Below are 17,087 nucleotides of genomic sequence, written 5' to 3'. Positions count from 1 at the left end.
TTTCCTAAGCTACTGGGAATACTAGAAAAGAATAGAAATTGGTGAAACATAAGCAACACCAATTCATAGTATCGATAACGGTAAACCTGACTTGAGGTGATCAGGCAACCGTTACTTGAGAATCGCCCGTTTCTACAATCGATTCTTGTAACAAGCCAGCATAAATACCATTGTGTGCCACCAGCTGTTGATGATTACCTTGCTCAACAATTTCACCCTTTTCCAACACCAAAATCGTATCTGAGTGACGAACGGTACTCAAACGGTGTGCAATCGCAATCACAGTTTTTTCCTTGAAAAGGCGCTGCATTGCTTTTTGAATCAGGTCTTCGGTGATTGAATCTACCGAACTGGTCGCCTCGTCAAGCATCATCAATTGACCACCCTGTGCAACCGCTCTAGCGAACGAGATAAGCTGCGTTTGCCCTACAGACAAGTTGGAGCCGTTCTTTTCCAAGTGGAAGTCATAACCTTGTGGCAATTGTTCAACAAACTTATCGGCATAAACATAGCGCGCCGCCTGTTCAACCTCAGTTCTAGATAGATGCGTTTTGCCCAGCGCGATATTGAATTGAATGGTCTCTTCAAATAAGTGCACGTCTTGCATCATCATTGAGAACAAATGAGCAGAGTCTTCACTTGAGATCTGTGACAGCTCTATTCCATTCAACAAAATGCTGCCTTCATAATCTTGGTAGGTTTTAGAGATCAGACGCAGAATCGTCGACTTGCCCGAACCCGTCGAACCCACAAGGGCAATTTGATGCCCTTTCTCCAATACAAACGAGACATTCTTTAGAACGTAGGGAGAGTCGTCTTTGTAGCGGAAGCTTACGTTCTTAAACTCTAGGCTCACAAACTGTTCAAGCTGTTTCTCAACCTTGTTAGATGGCAGCAGGTTACGCCCTTCCTCTTCAGTCGGCTCAACAAACAGTTCTTCAATATGGTCAAACGCTGCAAATGAACTCTGAATCGAAGCGATCTGCGAAGTAAAGTCTCGGATCGGAACAAACACTTTCTCTAAAGTATTGATGAACGCAATCAGCACACCCAAGGTGAGCGCCCCTTCTAACACTTGCTCAGAGCCATACCAGATCATAATCGCGATAGTGATGGAGGTGATGCCAGAGATAAACGAGAACAAAATCGCATCGTATTTATTGATCTTCTTCTGCGCTCTTAAAAACTCATCGGTATAGCCTTGGTAGCGTTGCTCGACTTGCTCTTCCGCTCGGTACATCTGAACGGTTTTCATGCCAAATAAGACTTCTTGTAAAAAGCCAATACCGCGAGCGAGAGAAGAACGAGTCACCTTATAGAGAGCACGAAGTCGGTTTCTCACATACACCGTCAAATACATCACTGGCGGCATAATGATCAATACAATCATCGTTAACTGCCAATCAATGAAGAACATCATCACCAACAGAGCAATGGTATTGATGCTGTCTTTAACTAGCCCTACAACCGACTGAACAAACGTCTCGCCGATGGTTTCCAAGTCACTGGTTAATCGTGAAAGCGTTACGCCAATCGGAGTGTTATCAAAATAGCTGCGTGGCAGTTTGAGCACGCGAGCAAACAACACTGAGCGCATGTCAGTTATCGTGTATTGCCCAGTTTTACGAAGGTTGTACGAATAGGTGGTATCCACCACATAACTCGCCACCAGCACGGCAACGAGATAGAAGACGTATTCGAGCAGACCATCCATATCCCCATGACTCAGGTGAACATCGATCACTTGAATGATCAGCCAAGGGAACAACAAACTCGTGATGACAGAAAGAGGAAGCATAGCGATACCCAGAATCGCAGAGCCTTTGTATTTCTTAGCAAACTTAAAAAAGTGCTTGAGGTACTTGAGATCAACACCTTTTAACATGCTGCTGCCTCCGTTTCATTCTGCTGTAGTTGCCATGTATCGTAATAGTAATCACAGGTTTTCAATAACGTGGCGTGATCGCCCTTCGCGATCACTTTACCTTCATGCAACACGATGACTTCATCCATATATTCAAGGGCATTAACGCGGTGTGAAACCACAAGAACCGATTGATTTTTTAAACGCTTAAACAAGCCTTCCAAGATCTTACGTTCTGTTTCATAGTCGACAGCCGATAGAACGTTGTCCATGATGATCAGATCGGTGGGTTGTAATAAAGCACGCGCAATACTTAAGCGCTGTTTCTGACCACCTGACAACATGATCCCTTTCTCACCGACTAAGGTTTGATCGCCGTGTTCAAAACGCGTCACATCACTGGCCAACTGGCTGAGCTCTAGCACTTCATCAACCTGACTCTTTGCCAAATCGGTATCTAGGCTACCAAAGCGGATATTGTCTTCGACGGTTGCTGAAAACAGGTAAGGGTCCTGAGTCACAGTTTTCACGTAACGGCGCAAGTCACTGCGTGAGAAGCTAGTGACATCTCTTTCACCAAGGAAAACATAACCTTGTGGTACATCCAAGTGGTGGTTTAAGCAGTTCACTAATGTTGTTTTACCCGCTCCGATCCCGCCTAACACACCCACTTTCTTACCTGCTGGAATATCAAAGCTGATGTCATCGAGAATCACGCGTTCTTCACCTGAATAGCTGAAGCTGAGGTTGCGAACAGAAAACGTTTTTCCCTTCAGTGATTCAACATCTAGTTCAGTCAGCTTATCTTCATCAAGCTCCGGGACTTTGGCATTAAGAATGGTTTGTGCACTTTGAATACCTACCATGCCACGCTGATAAATGGTCGCGATTCTGCCAAGTTGCATCAATGGCATAGCGAGCAAAACCGAGTAAGTCAGAAAGGCGGTAATCTCACCAAGTGTGAGTTCCTGTCTCATTAACATGTAGCCACCAAGCCCAAGAATGATGATTTTCATCAGGTCATTGGCGTAGTCGAGTACCGGCATAAAGAAGACTTGAATGCGTGTAATTTTAAGGCGGCATTCAAGCAATAACTGGTTCAGCTTTTCAGTTTCGGCTTTCACCCAAGGTGACATCTGCTGGCTCTTAATCAAGTCAATCCCAGACAGGTAACTCATTAGTTGAGCAGACAGGTTTTGTAGACGCTTCATGTGCTCTAAATGCAGCGTTTTCATACGCTTGAAGCCCACACGGAAAATCACAAAAGCGATTGAGATAGGAATGATCGAATACAGTGTGAGTTCTGGCGATATGCGCCACATGTAAAGAGGCGTCAACGACAACGCAAGCAACGCATTGAAGAACTGCAAGAAGCCGACACCAAACAGCAGTCGAATGCCACTAAGGTCATTGTTGATAATCGAGATCAGTCGACCCGAAGCAAAGCGTTCGTGAAAGCTGCTCGGTAAGCGATTCAGCTTTTGTAAAAGAGTACTTTTGAGCGCAGCCTCTGTAATTCGCCCCGGATTAAGCGCATAAATACGAGACAAAATTCTCACCACCACCATGGCAACCGACATCCCGACCACAATCCAAACATAGGTTTGAAGCTGTTGGTGGCCAGTTGAAGAGGCATCATCAATCAAATCTATCGCCAATTGGATATAGCGAGGGATCTCTACTTGTAACCAGTTGACGAGAAAGATGAACACAATCGCCAATAAGTACGAGGTGCGATTCATGCGCAGATAATGGGCAATAAACTGTCTTTTATTCATAGTATTCTTTGTTTAGGGCAGGCTCACAGCGAGATTTAACGATATAACCGGGCAGTTAAGCTAGATAGGTTCATCGCTGAGGTAAAGATACATCAAAAACACTTAGTTGACAATATCAACCATATTCAATAATTAGTTTCGGGTATTAAATTTTAGCATTGCTAGAAACAACTTTGCCGCCAAAAGTGGCGGCAAATAAATAGCTTAGCAGGCTAGTATTGATAACGGCTAAAGCATCTCTTTGGCAATCAAATGCAGCAAAAAGGTTTCACGTTCAATACTCATGCCCTTCTTAGGGCTCTCTGCCATGGTCTTTTCGTTATGAGCGATCGCTTCATGGATATTCATCCACACCGGTTTCATCCCGTTTTTCACTTCATAATCTTCGTAAGCCGTTTCACCAAGCTCACGATCGATCTTGCATGAGTAGCAGTAAGAAATCATGTGCATCATGTCTGCATCGTCTTTGTACCAAGGACGAAACTCTTCAAAAATGCCGAACGGCTTGATGCTATGGATATTCTTCGCGCCAGTCTCTTCTTCGAGTTCACGAACCATACCTGCGATCACATCTTCCCCTTCATCCAAACCACCACCAGGAATGGTGTAGTCGTGATAACGCTCTGTATACAGCATCAGAATGTCTTCACCATCTAACACAATGGCACGGGCAGCGTTGCGCTTATAGACCGTTTTATTGTCTAGATGGTCGATATCAGGATGGATGGTTGTTTTTAGGTGTCTCATGATTCTGACTGCTCTGCTGAATTTGGCGGCATCATATCATAATCATCAATAGATTCGAGGTTCACAACCGCTAACCAGAACGGATCGGACGGGGATATTCCTACGGTAACTTGAATCCAATTAGCTTGATCTAACACTCAAAAAGTCGTTAAACATGAAGAAATATCAACCTATTTCAATATCTTGACCAAATTAGGACAACCTTTTCTGAAATCTAAAATATACTAATTTCATAGAGCTTCTCATTTGGTTCTGTAGAACTTAACGCATTCGATTATAGAGTTATCACGTAGGAGATAGACATGAAGAAAATTGGTTTGATGGCTGTATGTGCCGTTGTATTAGGCGGTTGTGCAAACGACTATGCAGAATATAGCGAGGGCCAACGTGTTTCAGTCGCTAACCCAGCAGCGATTTATTGTGTTCAACAAGACGGTGAATTAGACACGGTTACTGAAAACAATCAGCGTACAACTTACTGTGTATTCGATGACGGCGAGCGCATTGAACAGTGGGAGTACTACCGCAATAACCATGAGCAAGATTCAGAAAACCAAAGTTAATCACTGTAAAAAAACACATGAGCCTTCTGGCACAATGTTATGGGCGATGATTACGTTCGAGCGGTTAAAAACATCGCTGAAGAAGGCACTGAACTTCTAGCTTTTGGCATCACGAGAAAGAAATAATCACCTATCGCCACCAGCGATGTGTGTGATCCGATTCCGGATCTAAATAACGATTCAATAAAGTCAGGTTAGTATCTAGTAGAGCTAGGTATTCCCTGACTTTTTTTACATCGGTACCCACTGAAGTCTGCTGGATACAGCGCTCCAATGCTGGGAGTAAACTCTCCACAATGTCAAAGTCAGATGAACGTCCAACGAGCTCTTTGGCAGTGATCAATGCTTCCAAAGACAGTCTTTCTGGCTCTCGTCTAACCAACTCTAAATCTCGCTTAAATGCGCCCGCACAAACACCTTCAAGATAAACTCGGTAGGTCGTCAGTACGTCCATCAACAGAAACAATTGCCCCTGAGCACTTTGATGTGGGTATGGCACCGCAACATGAGCCTCCAACCTGCGATCTATTTGCTGCTCTACCCCAAGAGCGGAACACTTCTCGATGAGAACTTTAAGCAAACCTTGCTCGCCCATGAGCGATTGAATCTCGAATATACGTTGTAAATGGTAGTCATTCGAAACGAATGTCACTTGCACACTTTGCCCGCGAGTAAACAGCCCGCTTGCAATCATCTCTGAGGCCAAGTTCTGTATGTTCTCGACAGTGTTGGTCGAGTGCTGCTCGAGCAAAATCGCCCCTAAAGAAAACGGATGTTCACGCTGCTTTTCAAGCTTTCTAAAGTACTGGTGCATCGCGTCGGCTTCAGACAGTGTTTGCCCTTTTGTTAGCCCACCACAAAATGCTACCGCAGTTTGCTGATTCGACTCTTCTACCAAAGGCTCCGCCAGATACTCAACCAAAGCATCAACTCGACTGATTCCTTCATCAGTCAATTTATTCTCATTAAGTCGCTTACCCAGCACAATAAGGAGGTGATTAATGCTCATTTTATGTTCAAGTCTCGTTTTGGGGATTAGATGGAGTGAATTATGTATACAATACTTGTTAACAAAAGTATTTTGAAATTCTTATATGTTGCTCGCAATAATGCTCACTATTGATAGCGACATCTTAGGTAATACAAGAATAAACGTGTCGCTTTACAGCAAACATAGCACGCTCTTGTATTTCATCGCTCTATGCTTGTTAGCACTAGTAGATAAAAGAGCCCTTTCAATCAATGAATACGCTCTATCGCATAACTGTTTCACCCACAGAACAGGTTCACTCAAAGAAGTGCAACTAACCAAATACAAATTTTACACAGAGTTCGTCCATCGAACCGTCTTCACAGGAAGTTACTATGCTGTCTATTTTTGATATCTACAAAATTGGGGTTGGACCATCCAGCTCCCACACAAATGGACCAATGATCGCTGGGTTTAACTTTACCCAAAAAATTGATGCTCAGCTTAAGCAAGTGAAGCGTATTCAAATCGACTTATACGGCTCGTTATCATTGACGGGTATTGGTCACCACACAGACAGAGCGACCTTGTTAGGTTTGCTAGGTAACCGCCCCGACACCATTAAAATCACCAGTGCTAACCAAGCAATGCGTAAGGCGATTGAAGATAAATCTCTATTGGTTAGCGGTAACCATGAAATTTATTTCGATGTAGAAAGCGATCTGCTCTTCCACAAAACTAACCTTCCGTTGCATGAAAATGGCATGACTATCTCTGCCTTTGACGAAAGCGGCAGCCTTCTGGATATGGAAACCTACTACTCGATTGGTGGTGGCTTTATCGCAACCGCTGATGAGCTACAAAACGGCAAACAGGAAGCAGAAACTCAAGTTGAGTTCCCTTTCTCTTCTGCTGATCAGTTGCTTGAACTATCCGAACAACAAGGACTGAGCCTTGGTGGCTTAATTCTACGTAACGAAGTTTCATTCCAAGGTATGGATGTGATTGACCAGAAAGCCGACCAAATTTGGAAGGTGATGTCTCTGTGTATGCAGCGTGGCTTTGACACGGAAGGCATCCTTGATGGCGGCCTAGAAGTCACTCGTCGAGCACCTGCTCTGCTTAAAAAGCTTGAAGCGAATGCCTCGATTGAAAACGATCCAATGGAGATCATGGATTGGATTAACCTATTTGCCTTTGCCGTGAGTGAAGAGAATGCAGCGGGCGGTCAGGTCGTGACATCACCGACCAACGGTGCGGCTGGGGTTATTCCTGCGGTATTGATGTACTACCATCGTTTCATCAAGGAGCTAGACACCAAGCAGCTTAAAGACTTCTTGGCAGTCTCTGGCGCAATCGGCATCTTATACAAAACCAACGCTTCGATTTCTGGCGCAGAGGTAGGTTGTCAGGGTGAAGTCGGCGTTTCTTCATCAATGGCCGCAGCAGGCCTAACTGCCCTACGTGGTGGTAGCAACGAACAGATTTGTATTGCAGCTGAGATCGCGATGGAGCACTCTCTCGGCATGACATGCGACCCAATCGGCGGACTAGTACAGGTACCATGTATCGAACGTAACGCAATGGGTGCAATGAAAGCGATCAATGCATCGCGCATGGCATTGAAACGTACCAGCAAGTGTCTTATCTCGTTAGACAAGGTTATCGAGACCATGTATCAAACAGGTAAAGACATGAACAAGAAGTACCGTGAAACTTCTCTAGGCGGCCTAGCCGTGATCCACATGGCACCACCTTGTGAATAAAAGACAGGAACACGAGTGGAGAAAGCCTCTATAGAGACAGCATTCTTGTAAACTTAGTTTTCAATATCTCAACAAAGCCAGCCACCAAACTGGCTTTTTTATTGGCTAAAGCCCAACAGCTAATTGAAAGTGATACTCACTCAAAATAACTTATAGAATGACTACCTCTAACTTTCCCTTTATTAGTTCATTACTTAGCCACAAATGATGATGGCTAAATTTCATACCGCCATGCATCCACTTGCAAAATCTAACGTTGCAAATCTCATTCATGAGAAATATGAATGCACTCATAAGAAAAGATATATCGAGTAAAGTTCTGCTTGGGACAGATGTTTAAGTTTATGTATTACTACTAATGATATTATAATCGGGCAATTACACTACATATTAATACAAACGTGAGAATAAAATAATGTGGAATAGATTAAACAAATCAATGATGTTCTGCCAAATGATGTTCGGACTTTCGTTCTATGGCGTCATGGTGATCTTGACTCGTTTCTTCCTTGAAGATCTGAACTACAATGAAGCCGACACCATGATGGTTGTTGGTGCTTTCTCTGCAATCGGACCGCTATTTGCTATCGCAGGTGGCTTTATCGCCGACAAGTTTTTAGGCGCCTACCGATCTTTAACCATTGCCTTCCTAGGGTTCGCAAGTGGTTACGTTCTACTGGTACTTGGTGCAGCAGCAACCAATGTTCCGATGGCATTATGTGGTATTGCGTTAGCAAGTTATGCACGTGGTTTGATGTCCCCTTCTTACCCAAGTCTTTACAAACGCACGTTCAAAACTCAAGAAGATTTTGAGAACTGCTACCCAATCAACTACTCAGTAAACAATATTGGTGCTCTGTTAGGCCAATACCTGTTCCCAATGCTAGTACTTGTTGTTGGTTTCCACGGTGGTTTCCTTCTTTCAGCGGTGCTAGCCGGTGCTGCGCTTCTGATGATGATCTTTGTTCGCAAAGGCCTTGTTGAAGCAAGTGCTGAAATCGACCAAAAACCAGTAAGCACTAAAAACTGGGCAGCGTTCCTTGGTCTTTCTGCAGCAATGATCGGCTTGGTATTCTTCATGTTCTCTAACATGGATATTGGCCAAAACATCGTGTACGCAATTGGTGGTGCAGCGATCATCTACTTTGTCTCTTTGATGATGAAATCGAAGAAGTCAGACATGCTGAAGATGGGTACGATCTTAATCATCACATTCCTGACGACATGTTTCTTCGTGTACTACGGTCAGATGATGACTTCGATGACAATGGTAGCGATCAACACAATGCGTGGCGATCTATTTGGTTTCATCCCTGTCGCACCTGAAGCTTCAATGGCAATGAACCCACTATGGTGTATGGTTGCTGGCCCTATCATCGCGGGCATCTTCTCTAAACTAGAAAAGAAAAACATTAACTTCTCAACTGCAACCAAAGTAGGTTTCTCTTTCATTCTGACGGCGATCGCTTTCGGTATCTTAACGATGGCAGTAACAACCGTTGGTGAAGATATTCTGATTCGCCCAGAAGTCTTCCTAGCAATCCACTTCTTCCTAGCATTTGGTGAGGTTATTGTTGGTTCTATGGTTGTAGCCTTCATCCTGTCTGTTGCACCTAAGCACATTGAAAACTTCTCAGTAAGCTTGTTCTCTGTTGCTATCGCACTATCAGGCATTGTTGGCGCGGTATTCTCAACGTCTATTGCACTAGAGAAAGGTCAAGAGATCACACAAGAGATCGTGCAAACGGTTTACGGTGATTACTTCCAAATGCTGACTGTTCTTGCCGTCGTGATGGTAGGTATCGCAATGGCAGCATCGTTCATTATTCGTAAGATGCTAGAAGCTGCGAAAGCCGCTGAAGAAACGATTGAACTAGAGCAAGCAAACAGCTAATTCTGTTCGCTGAGTCAAACCAATCCTAAGAGCCCTTTAGTTTTCTAAAGGGCTCTTTTTTGTAGGATCCGTTTCTCAATAGGATCTGTCGTATAAGTTAGGTAGTACATGTGTAAATCAAAGTAAATGATAACTATTAGTATTGAGTGTTTTTTAGTTCAGGATTATGATGTGGAAATCCAAATCTAAGAGAGCCTTATATGAGCAAGCCTAGCCCTATCACATTAACCGTTACTCAAACCTCAACAATTACTCCAAACATGCAGCGCATAACGCTTAGCGGTGAAGGATTAAGTAAATACCCAACAGAATGTGCCGGCGGCTACATCAAGCTTTTATTCTCGCCACTTGGCACGACTGATTTAAGCCAGCTAAACGAAGGTGAGCGCCCAACCATGCGCACTTACACCATTCGTCAGTACAATCCTGTAGAGCAGTGGATTGAAGTTGATTTTGTTCGCCATATAACTACAGATTTGCAATGTGGTTTTGCGGCTCGATGGGCAATGAACGCAAAAGTGGGTGACACGGTTTCAGTGGCTGGCCCTGGTTTAATTCAGGGGCTTAACCTAGAGTCAGACTGGTTCTTCTTAGTTGCAGACATGACGTCCCTACCTGCGCTTTCTGCAAAAGTAAAAACGCTCCCAGAAACAGCAACGGGGCACGCTATCATTCAGATCAACTCAGCAGCAGATAAGCAGGTACTTGAGACTCCTCAAGGTATCAAAGTAACCTGGTTGATTGAAGATGAAACCTCAGAGTCACTTTCACAAACCGTGCGCAACACAGAATGGTTAGAAGGTCAGGTTTCAATATGGACAGCGTGTGAATTTGAAAGCATGCGTGAGCTAAGACAATACTTTCGCAACGAAAAAGAAGTCGCGAAAGAGAACATCTACATCAGCAGCTACTGGAAACGTGGTGTCACTGAAGATGGCCACAAAGTGTTGAAACAGCAAGATGCTCAAGATTTAGCGGGGTAAGTCTTTTACTACCTACAGCTTCTTACTAGATAAAGAGAAAACGCCCTTAACGAAGTTTGTTTCGCTAAGGGCGTTTTTTCATTTAACTTAATAGAGATACCTATTCACAAATCCCCAATCGTTCCGGCGAGCTTTTAAGTCAATGAGATAACTAAGCCAGCAATAATTAGAGAGACGCCTACACCGCGAGTCGCGTGCCACTTTTCCTTTAAAAAGTAGAACCCCATCACTACGCCGAAGATGATACTTACTTGCCTAAGTGCCACAACCAAGCTGACGTTCTCTGTCATAGTCATCGCAAATAACACCAAACCATAAGTCGAAGCCATCATAATGCCTGCAAGCGTGGCTTTCTTTCGCAGTATCCAAGCATTAGTAAACTCGATTCTTTGGTTGGTTACGAATAACCAAACACTCAACGGAATCACAATTGCCCAGAACTGGATACCTAGGTAGAAAATCGCGGTGTGCTTGTTAGTTATAACTGGTGTGCTCAAAGGATCGAGTAACAGAAGCGCTTCTTTATCAATGATGGAATAGCCCGTGGTACCAATGGCCGCGATTAACGCCCACAGTACGCCAAGGTTGAGATACGCTTTTAACCTAAGATCTGAAAACTTCTTAAGTGGTACAAACAAACAACCCAAGGTAATCAAGGTGAAGCCAAACCATTGATTAGGTGACAGCTCATAGCCTATCAACACCGTGCCTAAACCCACCATCAACACGGGCAGCGCTCGTGCCATCGGGTAAATCACCCCAATATCGGCCTGCTTGTAGGCTACACCTAAGCCGATTAAATAGATGATTTGGCAAATACCACTTAAAAGAAGTAGCTTCCAAAATAAAAGCGTGATATCCACAAAGCCGACACTGTAAATGAACCAAATCAAATAGGGAGTCAATATCGCAGCAGCGGCAAAGCCAGAGGCTAAGAAGAAAGACGAGCCCGATCCTTGATTCGATTTACCTAGAACGTTCCAACCCGCGTGAAGCAAAGCCGAAATAGTCACGATGACGATGGCAGAGAATTCCATTTCATTCCTAAATTATAGATGAATTAGCACAACGGCTGACAACAGGTGATAAAAAAGGCCTCCGAATAAGAGACCTTTGAACTTTTCAATTGGGCAATCCTGCATAATTGCAGATATGCTAACGTTCTAACGTATGACTAGCGCTCTAGCTGCGCGATTGACTCAATACTGATCGCGTCATGACGCCAATACTCAATATCACAGTCAATCAGATCGCCGTTTTGATTGTAGTTAACACGCTCAACAACCATTGCAGGTGAGCCAGAAGTCGCACGTAGGGCTTGCGCTGTCTCGCCAAGTAAAGACGTTGTGCTCACTCGGTAACGGATCTTCTGATACACCACACCAAAGTGTTCGCGGTAGATGTCCGTCAACGATTTAGACAAGTCGTAGTCAAGCAAGTTAGGGAACAACTCAGGTCGAATGTAGTTGGTCACATACACAACCGGCCTATCTTCAAGATAACGAACTCTGTCTACTCGATAAACGTCCGAGAAAGGTTGTAACTCAAGAAGCCGAGTCGCCTCCTTGGTTGCTAACATTCCTTTCGCCGCCACCAACTCAGTTTTCGGCTGTCGATTCTGCGATAGAGCCATATTGGTGAAGTTCAGCGTTTGTGTTGGATCGTAACGAAGCGGCTCGGGAGAGATAAACCAACCACGTCGGTCTTCTCGATAAATGCGCCCTTCCGCTTCAAGTGAAGACAAGGCTTCGCGTAAGGTAACTCGAGTCGTATCAAACGATTCAGCCAGCTTACGTTCCGCAGGCAGCTTCTGTCGTGGTGTTAACATCCCCGACTCTATCTGCTCTACGATGACATCTTTGATTTTTACGTACTGCACTTCATTTCCTTTCATTCTTGTTCTTGTCGTCAGCCACTCCTTGGCCAACTGCAATATAAGTGGTTCGCTAGCGTTTACGCCAAGCTTGGGTGCGCTTATCGAATAACTTGTTGATTAGCATATGAATCAACTTCGCACTCGCTGCAGATATCATGATCATCACCGCCATCGCTGCTGCTGCACCGGTTTGACCTGCATCGTCCATATTCAGTACTGATACTGACGCTGGAATCGTATTGGTAGAATACAAGAATACTACCGCAGATGTCGTGGTAAGTGCATTAATAAACAGGTATGTCGCAATATCTAAAATCGCCGGCAGACAAACAGGTACCGTCACCTTAAAGAACAGCTTGTATTGCGGTAAGTTTACCGAAGCCGCTGTTGCTTCAATTTCGGAAGGCAGTTGTTTCAATGCCGTTAACGCCGTCATGTGCCCTACCGTGTAGTAGTGAACCACGGTATTAATCACCAAGAACGCCATCGTGCCATACAAGAAGTTAAGTGGGTTACTCAAATCATTGAAGTAGAAGATATAACCCAAACCCAGCACCATACCCGGAACGGCCATCGGAACAACGCTGAGCATTTGCATCGCTTGACGAACAGGACCGAAGGCGCGACCTTTCTCAATGCAGTATGCACCTAGGAAAATCAGAACAGTACCAATAACCGCAGTCCAAGCACCAAGCGTTAAGGAGTTGAAGAATGGCGCCCAACCATAAGTACTCATTTCTGCGAAGTTGTAGTTGTTTAGCGTCAGCGCTTTGTTCCAAGGCCAGAAGGTGACCATCGAACCGTATATCGCCATGCCCAACACAATAACCACAGCAGCAGAGATGATGGTGCAATAAAGGAAACATAAGCCATCACGTAGTGAACTAGGTTCAGGTTGGTACGCGACAGAACGAGTATCAAACAAGCTCTTTTGTTTCTTTTGAACCCAGCGGTCAACGGTAAACGCAAGCAACGCAGGCAATAGCAGTAAGATACTGGTTACCGCACCCATAGAGAAGTTCTGTTGACCAACCACCTGCTTAAAGATGTCAGTCGATAACACGTTGTAGCTACCACCTATCACTTTTGGCACACCAAAGTCACAAACTACCAGCGTGAATACAACGATCAGAGTGCTGATCAAGCCGTATTTTGCCGCAGGTAACGTCACCATGAAGAAGGTTTTTAGCGATGAAGTATTGAGTGCACGTGCTGCCTCATAAAGGCGAGCGTCAGAGGTCCTTAATGAGGTGGTCAGAATCATCAAGGCGTGTGGAAACGTCCAGAATATCAAGCCCAGTGAGATACCAATCAAACCATAAACCGAGTTGCCACCCAAGACTTCTTTAGCGATACCTTGGTTACCAAATAAGAAGATAAGACTGATTGCAGGAAGCAGTGACGGAGCAAGAATAGGCGCAGAACCCAGTACTTGAAAAAGTCCCTTAAAAGGCATGCATGAACGAGTTAACGCATAGGCATAACCAAACGCCAAGACACCCACGACTACGGTCACTAGCAATCCAAGCGTGAAGGTATTGCCTACCGACTGCCACAGGCTTTGAGACGCAAAATACGTAGCGAAATTCTGTAAACCTACAAATTCACCGTCTGCGTTCTGAACACTCTTTTTCAACATTGCCCACAGTGGCATCAGGATAAACAACGTCATGACCACAGACAAAAAGGCCAACAGCCCAAATAGAATTACGTTGTCTTTGCTTAACCGAGCCAGAAAAGGTTGTACTCGTCGTTGAATTAGCAGCTTAGATTGCATCATTTGAGTCGATTCCATGATTGATTACGCCGCCTCGTCTTTCATCACTTGCAGGCTTTTCGATGAGTAAGCTCTAAGGCCTTCTTGATCAAACGCCACGTAACGAATATCACTGCGACGCAGCTTCAATCGGTTGAACTCTTTGACGGGTACATCAACGATGATCTCTTTCGCCGTTGAGTCATGTTGCAATTGACACTCAACACGATAAAACGCCCCTAAGAATTCGCTTGATACGATTCTCACTGGCAAGGATTCACTAAAACGATCAACAAACTGGATTTGCTCTGGACGAACGGCAATATCAAAAACATCACCCAGATTTGGCGTGAGATTATCTAAGCCAGGTAACGGCAGTATTGACTCAGCAATACGCATCTTGCCTTGAGCCGCAACAGAAGCTTGAATAAAGTTCATGCTACCAACAAACTCAGCCACAAAACGACTGACAGGTTTTTGGTAGATCTCTTGAGGAGCACCGACCTGCTCGATAACACCATGATTCATCACGACAATACGGTCTGCCATCGTTAACGCTTCATCTTGGTCGTGCGTCACCATAATAGTGGTGATACCCAATTTGCGTTGCAGTTGGCAGATCTCATCACGTAGGTGTGTTCTTACCTTCGCATCCAACGCAGAAAGCGGTTCATCGAGTAGCAACAAGCCTGGAGACAAGGCTAATGCGCGAGTCAGAGCAACACGCTGCTGCTGTCCACCAGATAGCTGATTTGGAAATTTCTGACCAGACGTTGGTAAGCCAATGGTCTCTAACCAAGACTCAACCGTCTCAAGGGCTTCTTTGGTCGACATGCCTTGGTTTTTCAGACCAATCGCAATGTTTTCTTCCACAGTGAGATTTGGAAACAAAGCGTAAGATTGGAACACGATGCCAAAGTCGCGCTTTTCTGGTGGCAAGAAGGTCGTATCATTACCGTTCTGCTCAATAGAACCTGACGTTGGTAAGTCTAGGCCTGCAATCGCACGTAATAAGGTGGTTTTTCCACAGCCAGATGGGCCAAGGAAGCAGACGAACTCGCCTTTATCTATCGATAGGGAGATGTCTTTTAACGCTGTAAATTGGCCAAATTGCTTTACAACGTTTTCAATATTCAAATAAGTTTGGTTGCTCATACTACAGCACTCTCCATATGGTATATACCAAATTTAAACTGAGAATATTGCAGTTGAGTGACAAATTTATAGTAGCTAAATGACAGTTATATTGCAGATATAATAAGCATTAAAGATTGCTATTTGTTCAGCATTAACCGTTCGTTCCAACGTTGTAAGCCCTCAGTGACTTGCTCATAAATCACTGAGATCCTAAATGTAAACTTCTAATTTAAACGCTAGATTAATCTATGATTCAACCTTGTCGGCTTTGCCCGCTGCACCTGCGAGTTTGGATAACTGTTTATCTAGCCACAATGGCGTGTCACCCGAATCTTCCGCGTTCTCTTTTCTTCGTACCGCATCACGCACCATCATCGCACCTATCCAACGAAATGGCTCTGGCGGGAAGTGCCCTAATGGGCCTTTAGTTAAACCGCTTCGTGTCCAAGTATTGTCGATATCGAGTACCATTGCTGACAAAATCTTCCCGCCCATACGGGTTTGAGCAACGCCATTTCCAGAGTAACCAAGCCCATAATAGATGTTGCTTTGGCCTTTTAGGTTACCGAAAAATGGCAATCCGGTAACCGAACGATCTGAGCCGCCAGACCAGTTGTAATCGAATTCACTTTGTTCCAATTTAGGGAACAGTTTTTGGAACGATTGATTGAGAATCGGCAGGTAGTTAGTCGTTTGGTTAAACATGCTTTCAACTTGATTGGCAAACGAGAATTTATTGCCGCCTTTGCCCAACATGAGTCGTCCGTCCTGGGTATCTCGGTAGTAGTGGACAAAGATACGCGAATCCACCACCGCCGCCCCTTTCTCTGGGCCAAACTGCTTGAGCTTTTCAGGAATGGGCTTGGTCACCACCATATCTGAAGAGACAACCACAATGCTGCGTTTGAACTCTTTAAAGTGATCGAGCATCCACGCATTGAGTGCCAAAATCACTTTATCCGCAAATACTGACCCGCCTTTGGTTTGAATTCGAGCGGGAGAGCCATAGTCGAGTGATGTCATCTCTGTGTTTTCGTGAATTTCGACACCCAGTTCAAGCGCGACTCGGCGCAAACCTCTAGCCAATAACGCTGGCTGCACACTACCCGCAGCTTCTGAGTAGTAACCCTCAATATGGCGTTCAGATCCCGCTTTATCAGCCAAAGAATCGTCGCACTTCTTCCAGCTATTGATACCCTGCTTAACCAGCTCATTAACAACAGGCTCCATTCCACCCTTTTGGACTTCATTAGTCGCCGTGTAGTAAGTACCGCTTCGATATAGATGCGCGTCAATCTTGTGTTCGTTACAGAAGGCTTCGATCTCGTATATAACCTTTTCCGACTCCTTAACCAACCATTTCGCTTGTTCTTTTCCATAGAGCTTTTTCAGCGTCGGATACTTGGTTGACCACGTCAGCATGCAACCGCCGTTCGCACCAGAAGCACCGCTACCACATAGGCCTTTTTCAATCACGACAACATGCTTTTCGGGTTGCTGTTGTTTGATTAAAATCGCCGTCCATAAACCCGTATAGCCACCGCCAACAATGGCGATATCACAGTTGACATCTTTTTGGAGCGGCTTAGCCGAATCTAGCCCCGCATTGATGTTGCCGAACTCTTGTTCCAACGCTTGCTTGAACCAATATGAGTAGTGCTTTGTCATTTGTTGTACCTTACTTAAAACCTGAAGGCGTAAATCGAGTAGGAGGAGGCCTCACGGCCTCCGTCCTCTCACACCACCGTACAAG

13 protein-coding genes are annotated in these 17,087 nt (G+C 44.7%); 4 read left to right on the top strand and 9 right to left on the bottom strand.

Features of this window, described 5'->3' with window-relative positions; all coding sequences use genetic code 11:
• Positions 1-100: 100 nt before the first annotated feature.
• From AB6E52_RS17760 to AB6E52_RS17750, 3 genes are all read right to left on the bottom strand, one after another.
• Complete coding sequence (locus AB6E52_RS17760) at positions 101-1,885, bottom strand: ABC transporter ATP-binding protein (protein ID WP_102319748.1); 1,785 nt, start codon at positions 1,883-1,885, stop codon at positions 101-103.
• Positions 1,879-3,642 (bottom strand): ABC transporter ATP-binding protein, encoded by a 1,764-nt coding sequence (locus tag AB6E52_RS17755; RefSeq protein ID WP_102319747.1) that lies wholly within the window; start codon positions 3,640-3,642, stop codon positions 1,879-1,881. Before AB6E52_RS17755 ends, AB6E52_RS17760 begins: the two co-directional genes overlap by 7 nt.
• A gap of 228 nt (positions 3,643-3,870) precedes the next feature.
• Positions 3,871-4,389, bottom strand: coding sequence for an NUDIX hydrolase (locus AB6E52_RS17750; RefSeq protein ID WP_017059522.1), 519 nt, complete (start codon positions 4,387-4,389; stop codon positions 3,871-3,873).
• A 302-nt stretch (positions 4,390-4,691) separates the two neighbouring features.
• Between AB6E52_RS17750 and AB6E52_RS17745 the strand changes: the two genes are divergently transcribed.
• Positions 4,692-4,952 (top strand): DUF333 domain-containing protein, encoded by a 261-nt coding sequence (locus tag AB6E52_RS17745; protein ID WP_102319746.1) that lies wholly within the window; start codon positions 4,692-4,694, stop codon positions 4,950-4,952.
• A 130-nt stretch (positions 4,953-5,082) separates the two neighbouring features.
• Here AB6E52_RS17745 and AB6E52_RS17740 read toward each other — a convergent pair whose 3' ends face one another.
• On the bottom strand, positions 5,083-5,961 hold the full coding sequence (locus AB6E52_RS17740) for a YdcF family protein (RefSeq protein WP_017064809.1): 879 nt from the start codon (positions 5,959-5,961) through the stop codon (positions 5,083-5,085).
• A 356-nt stretch (positions 5,962-6,317) separates the two neighbouring features.
• Between AB6E52_RS17740 and AB6E52_RS17735 the strand changes: the two genes are divergently transcribed.
• The 3 genes from AB6E52_RS17735 (at position 6,318) to AB6E52_RS17725 (ending at position 10,565) form a co-directional block, all read left to right on the top strand.
• A complete protein-coding gene (locus AB6E52_RS17735; RefSeq protein ID WP_017068616.1) occupies positions 6,318-7,688 on the top strand; it encodes an L-serine ammonia-lyase in 1,371 nt (456 codons plus the stop codon).
• A 415-nt stretch (positions 7,689-8,103) separates the two neighbouring features.
• A complete protein-coding gene (locus AB6E52_RS17730; RefSeq protein ID WP_102319745.1) occupies positions 8,104-9,582 on the top strand; it encodes a peptide MFS transporter in 1,479 nt (492 codons plus the stop codon).
• Positions 9,583-9,782: 200 nt separating this feature from the next.
• Positions 9,783-10,565 carry a siderophore-interacting protein gene (locus tag AB6E52_RS17725; RefSeq protein WP_017070633.1) on the top strand — a complete coding sequence of 261 codons (783 nt, stop codon included), beginning with the start codon at positions 9,783-9,785 and terminating at the stop codon, positions 10,563-10,565.
• 134 nt (positions 10,566-10,699) lie between these two features.
• Here AB6E52_RS17725 and AB6E52_RS17720 read toward each other — a convergent pair whose 3' ends face one another.
• The 5 genes from AB6E52_RS17720 to AB6E52_RS17700 form a co-directional block, all read right to left on the bottom strand.
• A complete protein-coding gene (locus AB6E52_RS17720) occupies positions 10,700-11,602 on the bottom strand; it encodes a multidrug transporter (RefSeq protein ID WP_102319744.1) in 903 nt (300 codons plus the stop codon).
• Positions 11,603-11,739: 137 nt separating this feature from the next.
• A complete protein-coding gene (gene phnR / locus AB6E52_RS17715; RefSeq protein ID WP_029235340.1) occupies positions 11,740-12,444 on the bottom strand; it encodes a phosphonate utilization transcriptional regulator PhnR in 705 nt (234 codons plus the stop codon).
• A 67-nt stretch (positions 12,445-12,511) separates the two neighbouring features.
• Positions 12,512-14,221, bottom strand: coding sequence for a putative 2-aminoethylphosphonate ABC transporter permease subunit (locus AB6E52_RS17710; protein WP_372127501.1), 1,710 nt, complete (start codon positions 14,219-14,221; stop codon positions 12,512-12,514).
• Positions 14,222-14,242: 21 nt separating this feature from the next.
• Positions 14,243-15,352, bottom strand: a complete 1,110-nt coding sequence (locus tag AB6E52_RS17705) for a putative 2-aminoethylphosphonate ABC transporter ATP-binding protein (RefSeq protein ID WP_102319742.1) — start codon at positions 15,350-15,352, stop codon at positions 14,243-14,245.
• 228 nt (positions 15,353-15,580) lie between these two features.
• Complete coding sequence (locus AB6E52_RS17700; RefSeq protein WP_102319741.1) at positions 15,581-17,002, bottom strand: FAD-dependent oxidoreductase; 1,422 nt, start codon at positions 17,000-17,002, stop codon at positions 15,581-15,583.
• Positions 17,003-17,087: the final 85 nt, after the last annotated feature.

This window comes from Vibrio sp. 10N.247.311.13, assembly GCF_041467595.1.
Taxonomy (GTDB): Bacteria; Pseudomonadota; Gammaproteobacteria; order Enterobacterales; family Vibrionaceae; genus Vibrio; species Vibrio crassostreae_C.
This window is presented reverse-complemented; position numbering and strand designations above follow the sequence as displayed.

Excerpts from the sequence above, each read along its gene's own strand:
- AB6E52_RS17760 (WP_102319748.1), bottom strand. The coding sequence starts at position 1,885 with ATGTTAAAAGGTGTTGATCTCAAGTACCTCAAGCACTTTTTTAAGTTT.
- AB6E52_RS17755 (WP_102319747.1), bottom strand. The coding sequence starts at position 3,642 with ATGAATAAAAGACAGTTTATTGCCCATTATCTGCGCATGAATCGCACC.
- AB6E52_RS17750 (WP_017059522.1), bottom strand. The coding sequence starts at position 4,389 with ATGAGACACCTAAAAACAACCATCCATCCTGATATCGACCATCTAGAC.
- AB6E52_RS17745 (WP_102319746.1), top strand. The coding sequence starts at position 4,692 with ATGAAGAAAATTGGTTTGATGGCTGTATGTGCCGTTGTATTAGGCGGT.
- AB6E52_RS17740 (WP_017064809.1), bottom strand. The coding sequence starts at position 5,961 with ATGAGCATTAATCACCTCCTTATTGTGCTGGGTAAGCGACTTAATGAG.
- AB6E52_RS17735 (WP_017068616.1), top strand. The coding sequence starts at position 6,318 with ATGCTGTCTATTTTTGATATCTACAAAATTGGGGTTGGACCATCCAGC.
- AB6E52_RS17730 (WP_102319745.1), top strand. The coding sequence starts at position 8,104 with ATGTGGAATAGATTAAACAAATCAATGATGTTCTGCCAAATGATGTTC.
- AB6E52_RS17725 (WP_017070633.1), top strand. The coding sequence starts at position 9,783 with ATGAGCAAGCCTAGCCCTATCACATTAACCGTTACTCAAACCTCAACA.
- AB6E52_RS17720 (WP_102319744.1), bottom strand. The coding sequence starts at position 11,602 with ATGGAATTCTCTGCCATCGTCATCGTGACTATTTCGGCTTTGCTTCAC.
- AB6E52_RS17710 (WP_372127501.1), bottom strand. The coding sequence starts at position 14,221 with ATGATGCAATCTAAGCTGCTAATTCAACGACGAGTACAACCTTTTCTG.
- AB6E52_RS17705 (WP_102319742.1), bottom strand. The coding sequence starts at position 15,352 with ATGAGCAACCAAACTTATTTGAATATTGAAAACGTTGTAAAGCAATTT.
- AB6E52_RS17700 (WP_102319741.1), bottom strand. The coding sequence starts at position 17,002 with ATGACAAAGCACTACTCATATTGGTTCAAGCAAGCGTTGGAACAAGAG.